The following is a 15,145-nucleotide window of genomic DNA, read 5'->3' as shown; positions in this document are numbered from 1 at the left end:
GGGCCGTCAAAAGACAGCTCGCCGCGATATGAACGACGCGGGCCGGCGTTCGGCCCACACGAGAAAGCCGTTTTACTTCGAAACGTCCTGGCCGAAATAGGTGTCGGCGATTTTCTTGTAGGTGCCGTCGGCCTTGATGTCGGCCAGCGCCTTATTGATGGCGGCCACCAGTTCCGGATCGCCCTTGCGCACGATGACGCCGGAATAGTCGGCGTTTTCCTCCTGCGCGGCAATCTTCACATTGGCGTCGGGCTTGTGCTTCTTGAAGTCGAGGAAGGACAGGCTGTCATTGATGGTGGCGTCGGCGCGGCCGGTAAGAAGAAGCTGGATCGACTGGTCGAAGCCGTCGGTGCCGACGAGTTCGGCGCCGTTGGTTTCAGCCAGCTTGCCGAAGTTCGAAGTCAGCGACTGCGCCGCCTTCTTGCCCTTGAGATCGGCGAAGCTCTTGATATCGGTGTTGTCACCACGCACGATCAGCACCGCCTTGGAGGCGATATAGGGATCCGAAAAGTCATATTTGGCCTTGCGCGCCTCGGTGATGCCGACCTCGTTGATGACGGCATCGTAGCGGTTGGCGTCGAGACCGGCGATCAGCCCGTCCCATTTGCCTTCGAGGAACTGGGCTTTGACGCCGAGGCGCTCGGCGATGGCCCGCGCGATCTCGACGTCGAAGCCGACGAGCACGCCGGAAGCATCATGATAGGTGAAGGGCGCATAGGTTCCTTCCGTGCCGACCTTGAAGACGCCGGACTGCTTGATCTGGTCGAGATTGGCGCCGGCATGACCGGCGGCGATGGCCAGAACCTGCAGCGTTCCGGCGACGATAAGCGATTTGAGCCATTTCATTTTTCTGTGATCCCGTCCTTGGCCGATGTCCGGCGTCATTGCGAGTGCCGGAAAATGACAGATGCGCGATGCCGGAATAAGAAACTAAATTTCAAAAATCTCGCGCCCTTGAAATCCAATTCTCAACCAGCAGTTCCCGGCGCCATCCGGCTGAGTCAAGGCCGGTGGCGAATCTCCTGGAGCAGCGCAATCGACATGACAGTCCGGGGGAACATTCCCCCGCATGGCACGTTCTTCGCTGTTGTAGGGCGCGGCGCCGCCATTTCAACCATCGGCGCCAACTCACGATTCGATCGCACCGCAACGCCTGAAGCAGGAGCGCGGCATGATGGAAGACAGTGCAGGACGGACCATGGTTCGCGCGGCGATGAAAGCCCCTTATCTGGAACGTGACGAAGAGCATCTCCTGGCGCTGCGCTGGAAGGAAAACAATGACCAGCATGCGCTGCACCGCATCACCGTCGCGCATATGCGGCTGGTCATTTCCATGGCGTCGCGGTTTCGCCACTACGGCCTTCCGCTGGGCGACCTGATCCAGGAAGGCCATGTCGGGCTGCTGGAGGCCGCGGCCCGTTTCGAGCCCGAGCGCGAGGTGCGGTTCTCGACCTATGCGACATGGTGGATCCGCGCCTCGATGCAGGACTATATCCTGCGCAACTGGTCGATCGTGCGCGGCGGCACCAGCTCCGCGCAAAAGGCGCTGTTCTTCAACCTGCGGCGTCTGCGTGCTCGCCTGGCAAACGGCGCCGAGCAGACGTCGAATGCCACGCTCTACCGCGAAGTGTCGGCGGCTCTCGGGGTATCGGAGGCCGATGTGGCGATGATGGATTCCCGCCTTTCGGCGCCGGACAGCTCGCTCAACACACCGCTTGCCGACGATGCGGGCGCAACCGAGCGGATGGAGTTCCTAGTTTCGGATGACCCGCTGCCCGATGAGGTGGTCGGCGACACGATCGACGTCGAACGCCGCTCGGTGTGGCTGAAGACGGCACTCGGCGCTCTCAATGCGCGAGAACTCAGGATTATCGAGGAACGCCGGCTGAGCGACGAGGGCGCGACGCTCGAAGCGCTTGGCGAAACGCTCGGCATCTCCAAGGAACGTGTCCGGCAGATCGAGGCGCGCGCCATGGAAAAACTCAAGGCGGCGCTGGTAAAGCAGAATCCGGAATTTCTCGCGGCCTGAATCGCGTCGGCTGCTATTTGTCGGTGACGATCTTAACCTTGTCGCCGGCCGAAACCGCAGCACCCGGCGACAGCGCGTTGAGCACCCTGAACAAATCCAGCTTGCGGTCGACGCCGACCATCTGTGCGGCCAGGGAGCCCATTGTCTGGCCGGGCTGCACCGTGACGATGCGGATACGCAGTGGCTTCAGTGCTGCCTTCTCGGCAGCACTCAGGATGCGGAATGAGCCGCTGACCGAGCGCGCCACCGTGCTCAGCGAGGTGCTGGCCGACGGTGCAGCAGTCAGCAAGCGGTAGACCTGCCCGCCGGCGCGGATCACCGCAATATCGAATTGCCAGCCATCGGCGCCGGCATGCGCGGTTGCCGCTTCGTTGCCGTTGATCGTTTCCTGGCGCACGCTGCTGTCGTCGAGCCCGGCAACCCAGCCGCTGCGGATGTAGTCGGTCAGCGAGCGGTCCTTGTCGATCGAAACGCCGTCGAAGCGGATTGCCATGTCGCCCGGGCCTGTGGCCGTCACCGCCGCCGCCGAATTGTCGATGATGAAGCCGTTGGGGACCGAGAACGACACGCCGAGGCCAGGATGCAGGAAGGTTTCGCCGCGCACATAGCCTTCCTCCGGCGTGTCGCCGTAGAGCAGCCCGTCTATGCCGGCAAGGAATGAATCGCGGTCGCGCGACCCGACACCGGGCGCGCCGAACTGGCGGGCGTGGCGCTGCGCGAGATCGATCCGCTGCGGCGTGTTGGGATGCGTCGCCAGGAAGTCGAGGCTGGCGTCGGTGGCGCCGCTGATCGAGCGGAAATCGGCATAGGCCGACATCGACTGCAGGAAGCGGCCGGCGGCGTAGGGGTCGAAACCGGCTTCGCCGATCGACTTGATGCCGATGGCATCGGCCTCCAGCTCCTGATTGCGCGAGAACTGTGCCAGCCTCAGCTTGCCGCGGATCAGCGCCGCCTTGGCCGTCGGGTTGTCGCCGAGCACGTCCGAAACGACCTTGGTCGCCAACCCCTCTTCAGCTTCCAGCTGCTGGCGCTGCAGACCATGATTGGCCGTAACGTGGCCCATCTCATGCGCAATGACGGCGGCAAGCTCGGCCGAATCGTTGGCCAGCGCCAGCAGGCCGCGGGTGATATAGAGATAGCCGCCCGGCAGCGCGAAGGCATTGACGTTGGGCGAATTGAGGATGGTGATACGGTAGGTCTGGGTCGGGTTGGCCGACACCACCGTCAGTCTTCCAACGACCTTGGCCACCATGCGCTCGAGCTTAGGGTCGGAATACTCGCCGCCATAGGTGGCAAGGATGCGCGGGTGCTGCGCCTTCGCCAGTTCGGCGAGCCTGCTGTTAGCGGCGACATTGTCGACCGTAATCGGCTTGTCGGAGGGCTGGAAGCCCGATTCCTGCACGTCGGGAGGCGTGAACATCTGGCAGCTTGCCAGCGCCACGGCAAGACCGGCCAGCGCAAGAAAGCGCGCCAGCGGTTTCAGCCTCCGATTGTCGATGCCGGTCGGCAGGTCGGCTTCCTTTCAAGTCCTGGGACGTGACCGCGAAAATCGGGCGCGATTTCCGGAAAGCATCACGCGCAAAATCAAGTTCTACGGCGTCCTTCGTGCGTCCGACAGATACGAGGCAGCAAGGGCAAATCACGGTCTAAGCCGGACCAGTTCCTGGCGGACCTAGCCACACTACCTCGACGATGGCAAGCAAGCGCCGCTTCGCCTTCCGCCGGTTTGACCATAAATTATGTCCGCTTCCGGGCAACATCTCGTGATCCAGTCGCAAACGGACCCGAGCCGATATAGCGTCGGAATGCCTCCGGTCCAGCCCCAACGAAAAAATCGGCGGCGGTGCCGGTCGCGGCAACCGTGCCACCGTCCAGGAAAACCATGTTTTGGCCGATACGGCGCGCATCGTCCGGCTGGTGCGTGACGAATAGCACCGTCATGCGCTGCTCCGAATGGACGTCGGCCACCAGGTCGAGCATGTCGTCGCGCAGTGCCGGTCCGAGCGAAGCGAACGGCTCGTCAAGCAACAGCACCGGCCGGTCGCGCACTAAAACCCGGGCGAGCGCGACGCGCTGCCGCTCGCCGCCGGAGAGTTCGCGCGGCAGTCGGCTTTCCTTGCCGGCAAGGCCGACGCGCTTCAGCGCTGCGGCGATTGCGGCGCGGTCAGCCTCGCTCAGCCTGAGCGAAGGCGAGCGGCCGAGCCCGACATTCTGCTCGAGGGACAGATGGGCAAACAGGTTGTTTTCCTGGAACACCATCGATACCGGCCGCGCTGATGGCGGCGCAGTGCTGACGTCGGCGCCGCCGATGAGCACGCGGCCTGACCGTGGCGCTTCGAAACCGGCCACCAGATTGAGCAGTGTCGACTTTCCCGAACCGCTCGGCCCCATGATGGCGGTGATTTCCGACGCCGGGAAATCGACATCGAATGTAAGCGGCGTTTCACCATAGCTGAACGAGACATTATCGAGCCGCACGGCCGCGCCTTTTTCCACCGAAATGGACCGTTCCGGGCTGATCGGCATCATGATTTCTCCCTCCTTCCCATCCAGTCCGCGGTCAGCACCAGCGCCAGGCAGACAAGGCCGAGCAGCAGCGCCAGCCCGGCCGCATCCTCGGTGCGGTAACTGCCCATGCGGGCCAGCAGCAGGTAGGGCAAGGTTTGCACGGAATCGCTGCCGAACAGCGCAATGACGCCAAGATCGCCGAGCGACAGCGCCATGGCGAAAGCGAAGCCGGTGGCGAGCGGCCGCCGCAGCGACGGCCAGTCGACCAGCCGCAACCGGTTCCAGCCCGAGATGCCAAGCTGTGCGCAAAGCCGTTCGTGGCGTTCGCTCGCCGCGTCATAGGCAGGGCGGATGGCGCGGATGGCGAACGGCATCGCCATCACCGCATTGACCGCAACGACCATGACAGGGGCGATCGCAAAGACATCGCTGACGGTGCGCAGGAGCAGGAACCAGCCGGCGCCGATGACGATGGGCGGCACCACCAGGACGAACCCCGCACCGGTGTCGGCCAGATGTTCGAGCACCGTCCGCCGGCCTGTCCGCCGGGTGAGCGCCAGCGCCCGGCGCGCCATGACCAGCGACAGCGACAGCGCCAGGGAGAGCAGCGCCGATAAGACGGACAGCACGGCACTGGTCGCCATCGCTTGCCGCACCGCGCTCTCGCCGGCCAAGCGGCCGAGATCGGCGCCAAGCCCGGCTACCAGCATGGCCGCCATCGGCCCGGAGACAAACAGCAGCGCCAGCCCGATCACCAGCGCGTTCAGCACGGTCTCGGCCGCACCGGCTGAAAAATACCGGCGCGGCGCCACTGGCAGATTGGCGTCCCCGACCATATTGGCGCCAAGCCGCGTCAAGGCCAGCACGACGACGAAGGTCAGGGCAATCTGCAGCAGGGTCAGCGTCACAGCCCGCGCCGGGTCGAAGTCGAAACGCAGCGCCTGGTAGATGGCAACCTCCAGCGTCGTCGCGCTGGGTCCGCCGCCGAGCGTAAGCACGATGGTGAAGGAGGTGATGCACAGCATGAAAACGAGCCCGGCAACGCCCGGCAAGGCCGCACGCAGCGGCGGCCATTCGATCAGCCGGAAGGCCGGCGCAGCACCCATGCCAAGCTGGGTCGCCAGCCGCCATTGGTCGGCCGGCACGGTCTGCAACGCCTCCAGGAACAGCCGCGTCGCCAACGGCAGGTTGAAGAAGACATGGGCGAAGAGTATGCCCGACAGGCCATAGATGCCGGGCCAGCTCTGGCCGCCAATCGCGCCGAGCATGCCGGCGAAATAGCCGGCGCGGCCATAGAGTGCCAAGACACCGAGTGCGGCAACAATGGCCGGCAGCGCCAGTGGCACGGCGAAAAGCTGCAGGACAAAGCCTCGCCCGAAAAACTGTGGATGCCGCGACAGGGCACGCGCGACGAACAGCGCTGGCGCGACGGAGAGCAGAGTCGACAGCAGAGCCTGCCAGAGCGTGAAACGGACGATACGCAAGAGATACGAATCGAAGGCGGAGGCGACACCGGACGGGTCGCGTGTGGCTTCGATGATCAGCCCTGCAAATGCTCCGCCGAGCAGAAGTGCTATTGCCGCAAGCGCGAGGATGCCGGCGGTGATGCGGGAGTCAGATGATGGTGCGCGTTGCACGCTAGACCACCAGATTCGAGATTCTTAGTGAGGATTGCGTTCCTTCGCGCCCCCCTCTGTCCTGCCGGACATCTCCCCCACAAGGGGTGAGATTGGCAGTTTCAGCGCTCCGCTCATTCCAGCAACATCGGCGACTGGCGAAAGCCGCCGTGCCGTCCGATCTCCCCCCTTGTGGGGGAGATGTCCGGCAGGACAGAGGGGGGCGCCGTAGAGCGATCATCTTCGACCAATCGGCCAAAGCTACTTGCTCATCGCCGCAAGCCACTCATCGACCCAGGCCTTGCGGTGGGCCGCGACTTCCTCCGGGCTGAACAGCAAGGTCTTGGTCGGTTTGACCAGCTTGTCGAACGCCGGGTTGAGCGGCTTGTCGGTCTTGCCGGCCGGGAACATCCAGTTTGTTTCGGGAATGACATCCTGGAATTTCGGTCCGGTCATGAAGGCGATGAACTTTTCCGCCAGCGGGTTCTTCACGCCCTTGGTGGTGATCCCCGCAACTTCGATCTGCAGGTATTCGCCTTCCTCGAAGGACGCCGCCTGGTAGCGCTCGGTGTTTTCGGCGACCATGTGGTAGGCCGGCGACGTGGTATACGACAGCACCATCGGCGCCTCGCCCTTGGTGAACAGGCCGTAGGCCTCGCTCCAGCCTGGCGTCACCGTCAGCACCTTTGCCTTGAGCTTGGCCCAGGCTTCGGGCGCCTTGTTGCCATAGACCGACTTGACCCACAACAGCAGGCCAAGGCCCGGCGTCGAGGTGCGCGGGTCCTGGATGACGATCTTTTCTCCGGCATCGCCCTCGACCAATTCCCTGAGGCTTTTCGGCGGGTTCTTCAGTTTTTCGGTATCGTAGACGACGGCGAAATAGCCATAGTCGAACGGCACGAAAGTATCGTCGCGCCAGCCGCCCGGCACGCTGACATCCGATATGGCGCCATGCGGCGAAAACAGGCCGGTTGCCTTGGCGTCGGCGGTTAAATTGGTATCGAGGCCAAGCACGATATCGGCCTTGGTGGCGGCCCCTTCCAGCTTCACACGGTTGAGCAGCGCCACGCCGTCAGCGACCGAGACGAATTCAACGACGCAACTGCATTCGGCCTCGAAGGCCTTCTTCACTGCCGGTCCCGGACCCCAATCGGCGGTGAAGCTCTCATAGGTATAGACGGTCAGTCTATCCTGTGCCGATGCCTGCCCTGGCAGGGCGAGCGCGGATGCCGCAAGCAGGACAATCGGGACAAGAGAGTGGAAAAAACTGCGCATCGGCGCCTCCTTCGTTCGCATTGAAAGGAATTGAGGCGCCGGGCTGTCCGAAGCGTCTAATCCCTCCGCCGGTACAAACCGGATCAGGTTCAGCGGGTTGGCAGTCTTGCCTCTCAGCCGGTCCGCGAAGATCGCGTCCGGCACCCCGTTAGAGCGTTTCGACACATAGGCCCGGCCGAAGTGCCGCGCAAGCGGAAGTTTGCCGGGCATCCAAAGCCCAGCCTTCCGTGTCGTCTGCCGTTTCATTCTTCCGTTTCTGGGGCAGGGCTGGTAAGGGCCACGAGATATGAGCAAATTCACCATCCTGCTTGGCGGCGATCTCATCCGCACGCCGCTGCTCGACCGCCAGGTCGAAGGCTCGCGCGTCATCGCTGCCGATGCCGGCATCGGCCATGCCCGTATGCTGGGCCTGTGGCCGGAACTCTGGGTCGGCGATTTCGATTCCGTGCCTGCCGAGTTGCCGGAGGATCTGGCCGCCGTGCCACGGCAGGTGTTTCCCGCCGAAAAGGACAAGACCGACGGTGAACTCGCTATCGCTGCCGCGCTCGAACGCGGTGCGACCAGCCTTGTGCTCGCAGGTGCCTTCGGCGGTAAACGCACCGACCACATCTTCCTGCATCTGGCGTTGAGCGTCCGGCTGGCGGAAGGCGGGACGGACGTGCTTTTGACCAGCGGCGCACAGGAAGGCATTCCCTTGCTGCCCGGAAAGGCTGGCTTCGACTATGCCGACGGCACGCTGTTTTCGGTGCTCGGCTTCTCCGATCTCGCCGGCCTGAGCGTCACCGGTGCCAAATGGCCGCTCGACCATGTCGAGGTTGCGTTCGGCTCGTCGCTGACCATTTCCAACGAGGTCAGGGGCCGGCTGGAAATCGCGCTGGCCAGCGGCCGCGCGCTGCTGCTCGCGCATCCCCACCCTCTTCCGGAAAGCTGAGCCCAGAAAGCTGACATGGCGCCGCCACTTCTCAATCTCGACGGGATAAAGCTGACCTTTGGCGGCACGCCGCTGCTCGACGGTGCCGCCCTGACGGCCTCCGCTGGCGACAAGATCGCCCTGGTCGGCCGCAACGGTTCGGGCAAGTCGACGCTGCTCAAGATCGCCGCCGGGCTGATCGAGCCGCAGGACGGTGAAGTCTTCCGCCAGCCTTCGGCAACCGTGCGCTACTTGCCGCAAATGCCCGACATGGACGGTTTTGCGACCGTCCGCGCTTATGTCGAGGCGGGGCTCGGGCCCGCCGACGATCCCTATCGCGCCACCTATCTGATGGAGCATCTCGGCCTGACCGGCGAAGAACGGCCGAACGACCTCTCCGGCGGCGAGGCGAGGCGTGCGGCACTCGCCCGCGTCATGGCGCCGGAGCCCGATATTCTCCTCCTCGATGAGCCGACAAACCATCTTGACCTGTCGGTCATCGAATGGCTGGAGGAGGAGCTTGCCCGCACCTCTTCGGCACTGGTCGTCATCTCGCATGACCGCCGTTTTCTCGAGCGCGTGTCACGCGCCACAATCTGGCTCGACCGCGGCCAGACCCGCCGTCTCGACAAGGGCTTTGGCTATTTCGAGGAATGGCGCGACACGGTGCTGGAGGAGGAAGAGCGCGAGCAGCACAAGCTCGGTCGCCAGATCGTGCGCGAGGAGCACTGGCTGCGCTATGGCGTGACAGCGCGGCGCAAGCGCAACATGCGCCGGCTCGGTGAGTTGCAGACCATGCGCCAGCGCTTTCGCGGTCATCGCGGCGCCGAGGGTGCGGCGACGATGACAGCCAGCGACGCCGCCGAATCCGGCAAGCTGGTGATCGAAGCCAAGAACATCGAGAAGAGCTTTGGCGATCTGACCGTGGTCAAGGGATTCTCGACCCGCATCCAGCGCGGCGATCGCGTCGGCCTGGTCGGGCCGAACGGCGCCGGCAAGACGACACTGTTGAAGATGCTGACCGGCGAATTGAAGCCAGACGCAGGCACGGTGCGGCTCGGCACCAATCTGGAGATCGCCACGCTCGACCAGAAGCGCGAGGCCGTCGATCCACAGGAGACACTGGCGCAGTATCTCACCGACGGTCGCGGCGAGAACCTCGTCATCAATGGCGAACAGCGCCACGTCGTCTCTTACATGAAAGACTTCCTGTTCAAGCCGGAACAGGCGCGCACGCCGGTGCGCGAGCTTTCGGGCGGCGAGCGGGCACGGCTGATCCTCGCCCGCGTTTTGGCGCGGCCGGCAAACCTGCTTGTGCTCGACGAGCCGACCAACGACCTCGACATGGAGACGCTGGAGTTGCTGCAGGAATTGGTCGCCGGCTTTGCCGGCACGGTGATCCTGGTCAGCCACGATCGCGATTTCCTCGACCGCACCGTGACCAGCATCATTGCGCCGGATGGTGGCGGCCGCTGGATCGAATATGCCGGCGGCTATTCCGACATGCTGGCGCAGCGCGGCGGCACCAGGCTGGACGACCGCAAGGCGCGGCCGAAGGCAGAGACCAGCGAGGCGACCGCTGCAAGCAGGAGCGACGCGGCCGCTCCCAAGGGCCCGGCCAGGAAACTGTCGTTCAAGCAGAAATTCGCGCTGGAAACCTTACCCAAGAAGATCGAGGCGGTGTCGGCCTCGATCTCGCGGCTGGAGAACAACATCGCCAATCCGGCCTATTACGAGCGCGACCCGGCCTCGTTCCAGAAGACGATTGCCGCGCTCGACAAGGAGCGCGTCACACTGGCAGCGCTCGAGGAGGAATGGCTGGAACTCGAGATGCTGCGCGAGGAGATGGAGGGGTAATTCGCGAGTTCAAGCACCTTGTCATTGCGGCTAGACAGGAGTGCGCATATATTATGCGCATGCTGCGGAGGTGATCATGCGCAAGATAGCTGTGAATGCGGTTCGTCAGCCGGCAAATCTGTCGATCGACTCAAAGCTCATGAAGGAAGCCAAGGGGCTCGATGTGAATGTCTCACGCGCCGCTGAAGCCGGCATCGCAGAGGCAGTGGCCGCCGAAAAGACGCGGCTGTGGAAGCTTGAGAACCGCGCGACGATAGATGCGTGGAACGAATATGTCGAAAAACACGGTATTCCGCTGGCAGAACATCGGCAATTCTGATGGCGCGCTACGACGTCTTCGCGGGTAGCATCGAAGGCGGCTATCTCCTCGACGTCCAGGCCGATCTGCTCGACCACTTCAAGACCCGGGTGGTCGTCCCGCTGCTGCCGGTTGCGATGGCGCCATCACCAATGCGAAGGCTCCATCCCATTTTCGAGATCAATGGTCGGAAATTGGTCATGGCCACCCATTTGATCGCCACGGTTGCGGCGACGGAACTGGGCGAGAGCCGACTGAATCTAACCAGGCATCACGAAGACATCGTGAGCGCGCTCGACATGCTGTTCCAAGGCTTCTGAGCCAAGGAGGCGTTGGGCTGGTGAGCCGGCCTCACCCCGCCGTCTTTGTCTGCCAGGCCTTCAGCGCCTCGTCGAATACCTTCTCGCCGGGAATTCCCTTTTCCATGGTGAGCAGCGCCCGCCGCCCGGTCTTGTAGACGACCGGCACGTCAATCCAGTCCTGACCTCTGAGCAAGGTCAGATTGGCGTCTTCATCCGCCTTGGTGTCGTTGAGCGCAACCAGGAAGAAGCCATCGGCGATCTTGGCCGGGATGCCGATCAGCGGGCTGCCGGCATCCTGCTCGGAGCCCTTCATGGCGACACGCAAGATGTTGTCGACACCGCCGCCCTCGAAGCCATTAGGCGTCAGGAAAATCATCTCGATGATGTGGCTGGCCGGCAGCGTCTGGTCGGTGTTGCGACGGATCGTCATGCGCAACTGGATATCCTTGCCTGGAATGGTCGCCTCGGCACGGATCGCCGGCTCGGGCGGCAGGTCGCCGCCGGGCGATTCCTGCACCAGCGACCAGACGATGTTGCCGGGCTCGGCCGAGCCTTGAGCGGTGCTGGTGCGCTCCTCGTAGAAGATCGCCTTCTGGCCGACGGCCAACGCGGCTTGCGGCGGAACTACCGTCGGTGCCGCTGCCGTCGCGGGCGGTGGGGCGGCCGTTGCAGGGGCTGGCGGAGTAGCTGCAGCATCGGGCGGCGTTGCGGGCGTTGGCGCAGCCGACCCATCGACTGCTGGAGCATTGGCCGTGGCTTGCGTGTCGGCGGGTGCGGCCGGTGCCGGCGCGGCGGGTGCCGGGGTGGTCGGCGCATGAGCGGCCGACGGCGGCGTGGTCAGTGCGGCGACGGATTCGCCTTCGCCGATGCCCGCCTGCCCGACCGCGGGGCCGGGATCGACTTCGTGGCCCTCGGGCGTAAGGCGCTGCGTAAACTTCGCGCCCTCGCCGGCCTCCGTCGGAGGCGCGGCGGCCGGTACGGCCGCATCGGCCACCGGCTTGGCCGGGGCTGGTTTTACCAGCGGTTCGGTGGCGACGGCTTTGGTCTCGTCGAGGCCGAGCATGCTGCCGAACGCATCCTTGTTCAGCCAGATGCCATAACCGCCACTGGCAATGACCAGCAGGGCAATGGCGGCGGCGATCACGCCGCCATAGCTGCGCCTGCGCTCGGCAGGATGGAGTCGCTGGAACCTGTCCTCCGCGGGGCCGCCGTCGTTGGAAAAGTCGTCGCCCCGAAAAACGCTGTCTTGGTCATCGGCCGTCGGAAGATCCATATCGGACGGCGGCGGACCAGCGCGCTCTTGAGGAAGAGCGACGGGCTGCGGCTTTTGCCAGTTCGGCACCGCCTTGGCGGGCGTGGACTGCCATGCCGGCCCAGTCTGGGCCGGCCCGGTCTTTGCTGGCCCGGTTGTTGCTGGCTCGGTCTTTGCCGGCTGCCGGACATGGCTGGGCTGGTTCTTGTTGCGGTCGATGGAGGAGAAGATGTCCTCCAGTTCCGCCAGCGGATCGGATGCCGGTGCCGGTTTAGCATATTCTCGCTCAACGCTTGCGATGGCGTCTTCGAGTGCGCGCTTCTGCCTGGCGACATCCGACGGCGCAAACGGCGGATCGCGTTCGGCAATTTTCTTCGCGATCGTCGAACGCGCCATGTCATAAACTTTGGCGCGCACTTCCGCCGACGGCTTATCAAGCTTGTCTAGCGTCTTTTTCAGGGCACCAACAAAATCTACCATGCTTCAGTCGACCTGCATTTGTTTCTGGGCCGGCCCCCGCAAATCAGCCGCAATGCCCGGAAAGGCTGAGAAACTAGTCTTGAAACGGATCGGTCACAAGTATCGTGTCGTCCCGTTCAGGGCTGGTGGAAAGGAGTGCGACCGGCGCGCCGATCAGCTCTTCGATGTGGCGGACGTACTTCACCGCCTGGGCCGGCAGATCGTTCCAGCTACGCGCGCCGGCGGTGGTACCTTTCCACCCCTCCAACGTTTCGTAGACCGGTTCGACGCGGGCCTGCGCACCCTGGCTGGCCGGCAGGTAATCTATCGCCTCGCCGTCGAGTCGGTAGCCGGTACAGACCTTAATCTCGTCCAGCCCATCGAGCACATCGAGCTTGGTCAGCGCAATGCCCTTGATGCCGTTGACGGCGACGGCCTGGCGGACCAGCACGGCATCGAACCAGCCGCAGCGGCGCTTGCGGCCAGTTACGACGCCGAATTCATGGCCACGCGTGCCCAGGAACTCGCCGATCTCGTTCTTCTGCTCGGTCGGAAACGGGCCTTCGCCAACACGCGTGGTATAGGCCTTGGTGATGCCGAGCACATAGCCGATGGCGCCCGGGCCGACACCGGACCCGGCAGCGGCCTGGCCGGCAACCGTATTTGACGAGGTGACGAACGGATAGGTACCATGATCGATGTCGAGCAACGTGCCTTGCGCGCCCTCGAACAGGATGCGCTCGCCGGCGCGGCGCTTGTCGTCGAGGATTTTCCAGACGCGGTCCATATAGGGCAGGATCTCGTCGGCGACGGAAATCAGCTCGCTCATGATTGCCTCATGCGTGACCTCGGCATGGCCGAGCCCGCGCCGCAGCGCATTGTGGTGCGTCAGCAGCCTGTCGACCTTCAAGGGCAGCGTTTCCAAATCCGCCAAATCCATCACCCTGACGGCGCGCCGGCCCACCTTGTCTTCATAGGCGGGACCGATGCCGCGACGGGTCGTGCCGATCTTCGTTCCGGAATTGGAAGCGGCGTCCTCGCGAAATCCGTCCAGCTCCCGGTGCAAGGACAGGATAAGCGCGGTGTTTTCGGCTATTTTCAGGCGGTCTGGCGTCACCTCGACGCCCTGCGCCTTCAATTTCGCAACCTCCGCGACGAAGGCGTGCGGATCGAAGACGACGCCATTGCCGATGATGGACAGCTTGCCTTGCCGCACCACGCCGGACGGCAGCAGCGACAGCTTGTAGACCTTGCCGTCGACGACCAGCGTGTGGCCGGCATTGTGGCCGCCTTGGAAGCGCACGACAACGTCGGCGCGCTCCGACAGCCAGTCTACGATCTTGCCTTTGCCCTCATCGCCCCATTGCGAGCCGACGACCACCACATTGGCCATATTTCTTTTCCCTTGAGACGCCGCACGAGCAGCTTGAAAACAGTTCGAAACGACAGGCCTCTATCGCATCGGCCCCCAAAAACGGAATCGATTTTCGGAGAGCACGACGCGAGGATTAAAGCCTTCCGACGCGTACTTGTAGCGTCCAATTGCACGCACGTCGCTCTATAGCGTCAAGACCCGGCGAGCGCGACCACTCTTTGCCACCCAAACGCTCCGAGGCACAACAATTTTCGCCTTTGACATCATTTACTTGGGCTAGCGGTCGCAATAGTCCCACACCGACGTCAAATTCCCTCTGCCTGGCCGGAATGTCACGATGTATCGAGCCGCCTACCTATTCCTGCTGTTCACCACCTTGCTGTGGGGCGGCAACTCCGTGGCCGGCAAGCTGGCGGTCGACCACATTTCACCGATGACGCTGGTCTTCCTGCGCTGGATTCTGGCCGTTCTGATCCTGCTGCCGATCGGCTGGCGAACGCTGCAAGAGGACTGGCCAGTGGTGCGTCGGCACTGGTTGCTGCTTGGCGGGCTCGGCGCTTGCGGCTTCGCCTTTTTCAATGCGATCTTCTACACGGCACTCAACTACACGACGGCGATCAACGTCTCGATCGAGCAGGCGGCGATACCGATCGTGATCATCATCGCCAATTTCGTGCTGTTTCGTCTGCGGGTGAACCGGGTGCAGATCGCTGGCGTCGTGCTGACCATCATCGGCGTCGCGGTGACGGCGAGCCATGGCGACCTGCGCCAGCTTCTCAAGCTGGATCTCAACTTCGGCGACGCGATCATGCTGGTGGCCGTGCTTTGCTACTCCTTCTATTCGGTGGGGTTGCGGCTGAAGCCGGTCATCCGCTGGCAGAGCCTGATGCTGGCGCTGTCGGTTGCCGCACTCATCACATCGCTGCCTTTCTTCCTGTGGGAGATTGCCGCCGGCAAGGTCATCGTCCCCGACGCCCGCGGCTGGGCTGTCGCGTTCTATACCGCCATCGGTGCTTCGGTCATCTCGCAGATCTTCTATATCAGGGGCAACGAGCTGATCGGCGCCAACCGGGCCGGCCTGTTCATCAATCTGGTGCCGATCTTCGGTACGCTGCTGTCGGTGCTGATTGTCGGTGAGACATTCCAGCTTTATCAGGCGCTGGCTCTCGCACTGGTGCTAGGCGGCATCAGCCTCGCCGAATACAGCGGACGGAAGATGTCGGTATCCGCTGCTGAATGAAGTCGCTCGCCGCGACGGTTCACT

General features: G+C 63.6%; 13 protein-coding genes and 1 riboswitch. Of the genes, 6 read left to right on the top strand and 7 right to left on the bottom strand.

Features of this window, described 5'->3' with window-relative positions:
* Positions 1-72: 72 nt before the first annotated feature.
* Positions 73-846 (bottom strand): amino acid ABC transporter substrate-binding protein, encoded by a 774-nt coding sequence (locus NKJ12_RS04685; RefSeq protein WP_352701375.1) that lies wholly within the window; start codon positions 844-846, stop codon positions 73-75.
* A 325-nt stretch (positions 847-1,171) separates the two neighbouring features.
* On the opposite strand from NKJ12_RS04685, the gene NKJ12_RS04680 reads away from it, so the two are divergent.
* Positions 1,172-2,029, top strand: a complete 858-nt coding sequence (locus tag NKJ12_RS04680) for an RNA polymerase factor sigma-32 (RefSeq protein ID WP_254816490.1) — start codon at positions 1,172-1,174, stop codon at positions 2,027-2,029.
* A 13-nt stretch (positions 2,030-2,042) separates the two neighbouring features.
* Here NKJ12_RS04680 and NKJ12_RS04675 read toward each other — a convergent pair whose 3' ends face one another.
* The 4 genes from NKJ12_RS04675 to thiB form a co-directional block, all read right to left on the bottom strand.
* The gene (locus NKJ12_RS04675; RefSeq protein WP_352701431.1) at positions 2,043-3,512 is read right to left on the bottom strand and encodes a M48 family metalloprotease; all 1,470 of its coding nucleotides are present in this window, start codon (positions 3,510-3,512) and stop codon (positions 2,043-2,045) included.
* A gap of 254 nt (positions 3,513-3,766) precedes the next feature.
* The gene (thiQ, locus tag NKJ12_RS04670; protein ID WP_352701374.1) at positions 3,767-4,558 is read right to left on the bottom strand and encodes a thiamine ABC transporter ATP-binding protein; all 792 of its coding nucleotides are present in this window, start codon (positions 4,556-4,558) and stop codon (positions 3,767-3,769) included.
* On the bottom strand, positions 4,555-6,174 hold the full coding sequence (gene thiP, locus NKJ12_RS04665; RefSeq protein WP_352701372.1) for a thiamine/thiamine pyrophosphate ABC transporter permease: 1,620 nt from the start codon (positions 6,172-6,174) through the stop codon (positions 4,555-4,557). The genes thiQ and thiP overlap by 4 nt, the downstream gene beginning before the upstream one ends.
* Before the next feature lie 240 nt (positions 6,175-6,414).
* A complete protein-coding gene (gene thiB, locus NKJ12_RS04660; protein WP_352701371.1) occupies positions 6,415-7,428 on the bottom strand; it encodes a thiamine ABC transporter substrate binding subunit in 1,014 nt (337 codons plus the stop codon).
* 43 nt (positions 7,429-7,471) lie between these two features.
* Positions 7,472-7,586: riboswitch (TPP riboswitch) on the bottom strand.
* A gap of 128 nt (positions 7,587-7,714) precedes the next feature.
* On the opposite strand from thiB, the gene NKJ12_RS04655 reads away from it, so the two are divergent.
* From NKJ12_RS04655 to NKJ12_RS04640, 4 genes are all read left to right on the top strand, one after another.
* Positions 7,715-8,359: a thiamine diphosphokinase gene (locus NKJ12_RS04655; RefSeq protein WP_352701370.1), complete on the top strand. Its 645-nt coding sequence runs from the start codon at positions 7,715-7,717 to the stop codon at positions 8,357-8,359.
* Positions 8,360-8,374: 15 nt separating this feature from the next.
* Entirely contained in the window at positions 8,375-10,195 is a 1,821-nt protein-coding gene (locus NKJ12_RS04650; protein ID WP_352701369.1) for an ABC-F family ATP-binding cassette domain-containing protein, read from the top strand.
* A 76-nt stretch (positions 10,196-10,271) separates the two neighbouring features.
* A complete protein-coding gene (locus NKJ12_RS04645; RefSeq protein ID WP_254816484.1) occupies positions 10,272-10,514 on the top strand; it encodes a type II toxin-antitoxin system CcdA family antitoxin in 243 nt (80 codons plus the stop codon).
* On the top strand, positions 10,514-10,813 hold the full coding sequence (locus tag NKJ12_RS04640) for a CcdB family protein (protein WP_254816483.1): 300 nt from the start codon (positions 10,514-10,516) through the stop codon (positions 10,811-10,813). Before NKJ12_RS04645 ends, NKJ12_RS04640 begins: the two co-directional genes overlap by 1 nt.
* A 31-nt stretch (positions 10,814-10,844) precedes the next feature.
* Here the strand turns inward: NKJ12_RS04640 and NKJ12_RS04635 are convergent, their stop codons facing one another.
* Together NKJ12_RS04635 and NKJ12_RS04630 are read right to left on the bottom strand one after the other, a co-directional pair.
* Positions 10,845-12,527 (bottom strand): hypothetical protein, encoded by a 1,683-nt coding sequence (locus tag NKJ12_RS04635; RefSeq protein WP_352701368.1) that lies wholly within the window; start codon positions 12,525-12,527, stop codon positions 10,845-10,847.
* 73 nt (positions 12,528-12,600) lie between these two features.
* On the bottom strand, positions 12,601-13,899 hold the full coding sequence (locus NKJ12_RS04630) for an adenylosuccinate synthase (RefSeq protein ID WP_352476117.1): 1,299 nt from the start codon (positions 13,897-13,899) through the stop codon (positions 12,601-12,603).
* Between the two features lie 319 nt (positions 13,900-14,218).
* Between NKJ12_RS04630 and NKJ12_RS04625 the strand changes: the two genes are divergently transcribed.
* Complete coding sequence (locus tag NKJ12_RS04625) at positions 14,219-15,121, top strand: DMT family transporter (RefSeq protein ID WP_352649060.1); 903 nt, start codon at positions 14,219-14,221, stop codon at positions 15,119-15,121.
* The last annotated feature ends 24 nt before the right edge of the window (positions 15,122-15,145 follow it).

Origin of the sequence: Mesorhizobium sp. M0195, assembly GCF_040322115.1 — a bacterium.
Classification (GTDB): Bacteria; Pseudomonadota; Alphaproteobacteria; order Rhizobiales; family Rhizobiaceae; genus Mesorhizobium.
Note: the sequence above shows the minus strand (reverse complement) of the source record. Positions and strands in the feature narration are given on the sequence as shown.

Excerpts from the sequence above, each read along its gene's own strand:
- NKJ12_RS04685 (WP_352701375.1), bottom strand. The coding sequence starts at position 846 with ATGAAATGGCTCAAATCGCTTATCGTCGCCGGAACGCTGCAGGTTCTG.
- NKJ12_RS04635 (WP_352701368.1), bottom strand. The coding sequence starts at position 12,527 with ATGGTAGATTTTGTTGGTGCCCTGAAAAAGACGCTAGACAAGCTTGAT.
- NKJ12_RS04640 (WP_254816483.1), top strand. The coding sequence starts at position 10,514 with ATGGCGCGCTACGACGTCTTCGCGGGTAGCATCGAAGGCGGCTATCTC.
- thiB (WP_352701371.1), bottom strand. The coding sequence starts at position 7,428 with ATGCGCAGTTTTTTCCACTCTCTTGTCCCGATTGTCCTGCTTGCGGCA.
- NKJ12_RS04645 (WP_254816484.1), top strand. The coding sequence starts at position 10,272 with ATGCGCAAGATAGCTGTGAATGCGGTTCGTCAGCCGGCAAATCTGTCG.
- thiQ (WP_352701374.1), bottom strand. The coding sequence starts at position 4,558 with ATGATGCCGATCAGCCCGGAACGGTCCATTTCGGTGGAAAAAGGCGCG.
- NKJ12_RS04625 (WP_352649060.1), top strand. The coding sequence starts at position 14,219 with ATGTATCGAGCCGCCTACCTATTCCTGCTGTTCACCACCTTGCTGTGG.
- NKJ12_RS04650 (WP_352701369.1), top strand. The coding sequence starts at position 8,375 with ATGGCGCCGCCACTTCTCAATCTCGACGGGATAAAGCTGACCTTTGGC.
- NKJ12_RS04655 (WP_352701370.1), top strand. The coding sequence starts at position 7,715 with ATGAGCAAATTCACCATCCTGCTTGGCGGCGATCTCATCCGCACGCCG.
- NKJ12_RS04630 (WP_352476117.1), bottom strand. The coding sequence starts at position 13,899 with ATGGCCAATGTGGTGGTCGTCGGCTCGCAATGGGGCGATGAGGGCAAA.
- NKJ12_RS04680 (WP_254816490.1), top strand. The coding sequence starts at position 1,172 with ATGATGGAAGACAGTGCAGGACGGACCATGGTTCGCGCGGCGATGAAA.